The sequence below is a fragment of the Candidatus Magnetobacterium casense genome (genome assembly GCF_019173545.1).
In the GTDB taxonomy this organism is placed as follows: Bacteria; Nitrospirota; Thermodesulfovibrionia; order Thermodesulfovibrionales; family Magnetobacteriaceae; genus Magnetobacterium; species Magnetobacterium cryptolimnobacter.
Map to the genome: position 1 here is coordinate 1 of NZ_JABXWD010000464.1, position 2,413 is coordinate 2,413.

Sequence of the window (2,413 nt, forward strand, 5' to 3'; positions counted from 1 at the left end):
GGATATTTATCGGCACCGGTTGCGGAGAGCCTCAGCACCTGCTGCGGGCCTTTGTCGGCTACGTCGGGGGACACCCCAAGGCGTTCTTTGACACCGAGCTGTTTCAGGTCTGGAGCCTCGGCGTGGCCCCCTATGCCGATGAGAAGTTCAAGGCCAACTTCCGACACAACTCGTTCTTTGTCGGCAACAACACACGCAATGCCGTCAATACCGGCCTGGCCGATTATACGCCCGTGTTTTTGTCCCAAACGCCCAAACTCTTCTACCGGAGGCTCGTCCCCATTGACGTTGCGCTCGTTCAGACCTCCCACATGGACAGACACGGCTTTCTGAGCCTCGGCATAAGCGTCGATATCGTCAAGGCCGCCGTGGAATCGGCCAGACTTGTCATCGCCCAGGTCAACGCCAACATGCCCAGGATACACGGCGACGGTTTCATACACATCAGGGACGTTGACTTTGTCATCCCCGCCGACGAACCCCTCCTACAGTACAAGTCCGATGCCGAGGATGACATCGTGCAGGCAATTGGCAGGTACGTCAGCGCCCTGGTACAAGACGGCGACACCATACAGGTGGGCTACGGCAGCATCCCCAATGCAGTTCTGGTCAACCTCGCCGGTAAAAAACACCTCGGCGTACACACGGAACTCCTCTCCGACGGTCTGGTGCAGCTGATACAACATGGCGTCATAGACAACTCAAAAAAGACCCTCAATCACTACAAGACCGTGGCCTCCTTCTGCATGGGCAGCGACTTGACCTACGAGTTTCTAAACGACAACCCCGTCGTTGAGTTTCGCACCATCGACTACACCAATGACCCAATGGTCATCGCCCGCCACGACAACATGACGGCCATCAACAGCGCCCTGCAAATAGACCTCACCGGTCAGGCATCTGCCGAATCCATCGGGCGGGTGTTCTACAGCGGCATCGGCGGACAGGCAGACTTTATGCGCGGGGCGATCATGGCCAAAAACGGCAAGACCATCCTGACCCTCCAGTCCACGGCACAAGAGGGGCAGATATCGAGGATTGTTCCGTTTCTGAATGAGGGAGCCGGGGTCACGCTCAACCGTGGCGACGTCCACTACGTCGTCACCGAGTACGGAATCGCCTACCTCTACGGGAAAAACATCCGGCAACGTGCCATGGAACTGATTGCCATTGCCCATCCGAACTTCCGGGCACAACTGATCGAAGAGGCCAGGGCGCTCAACATCATCTACCAGGACCAGGTCTACATCCACACGGCCAGGGCGCTGGAACAGGGACAACTTCAGGTGCGCAGGACCACCTCCAAGGGGATTGACGTCCTCCTGCGTCCGGTGCGGATCAGCGATGAGGCACTGTTGAAGGATTTTTTTTACAAACTCTCCGACGAAACCCTATACAGGCGGTTTATATCCGTCCGGAAGGACATGCCGCATGAGCGGTTGCAGAAGTATCTGACGGCGGATTACGTCAGGCGGGTGATTCTCCTTGCCGTACTCCCCCAGGGGATACACTTGGCAGAGACAGGCGAGTTTGTCGTCGGCATGGGCCAGTATGAGGTCAACGGCAACACCCACTTTGCCGAGGTGGCATTCGTCATTAGGGATGATTATCAGGGCAAGGGGATTGGGCGGGTATTGCTGGACCACCTGAGCGTTATAGCCAGGCAACAGGGCCTGCTGGGCTTTACGGCAGAGACGCTCGCACACAACCGCTCAATGATCAGGTTGTTTGAGGGCATGGACTTTGACACGGAAATGCACCCCGATGATGACATGTACGCCATCAGGATGGCATTTAAGCGGTAGCTTGACCTCGCAATTGGTAGGCCTCCATGGCTGCATCATAGATGAGCGCAAAGAACTCCTCATCGCTGAATGGCTTTATGATGTGCCGCTTGATGCCAAGCTCCTTGACCCGTCTCATAAGCGGGCCATCGTTGATTGCACTCAGTGCGACGACAGGCGTGTTGGGTTTTAGCTCCAGGATATTTCGGACCATTTCGAGGCCATCCATTACGGGCATCAGGATGTCGGTTATTACGATGTCTATGTCATGTTTTTTGAACAACGCAAGTCCTTTCTCTCCATTTGAGGCCATGTAAATCCGATCGAACCGACGTTTGAGCACAAGCCTCAGACTCTCCATTATGATAAGCTCGTCCTCAACGCAGAGCACCGTTATCTCTTTCTTTAACAACCCCGTATCTATCTCACAACCCATGATAATATTATAGCACATATCATAAGAATAATAAAATGCCCCCAATTGCCTCGGATGCATAAATTTTTCAGGGGTGTTTTTTTTAGCCCTCACAAATGTTTTAGGAGACCCATTCAAATATAAATCTGCTATATCCCCCAAAAAACAATTACGTAAATTGCTTTTCAGATTAATTTCAGGTATAATAAACATA

At 53.4% G+C, this 2,413-nt stretch carries 2 protein-coding genes; one reads left to right on the top strand and one right to left on the bottom strand.

Features of this window, described 5'->3' with window-relative positions; translation table 11 throughout:
* Positions 1–1,805: GNAT family N-acetyltransferase (locus HWQ67_RS16385; protein WP_218253759.1), on the top strand; the 1,805-nt coding region annotated here is incomplete at its 5' end.
* On the opposite strand, the gene HWQ67_RS16390 is transcribed toward HWQ67_RS16385, so the two are convergent.
* Positions 1,795–2,220, bottom strand: a complete 426-nt coding sequence (locus HWQ67_RS16390) for a response regulator transcription factor (protein WP_218253760.1) — start codon at positions 2,218–2,220, stop codon at positions 1,795–1,797. The two genes, HWQ67_RS16385 and HWQ67_RS16390, sit on opposite strands and share 11 nt — an antisense overlap.
* Positions 2,221–2,413: the final 193 nt, after the last annotated feature.

Bases quoted from the DNA above. Each gene is read 5' to 3' on its own strand.
- HWQ67_RS16390 (WP_218253760.1), bottom strand. From the start codon at position 2,220: ATGGGTTGTGAGATAGATACGGGGTTGTTAAAGAAAGAGATAACGGTG.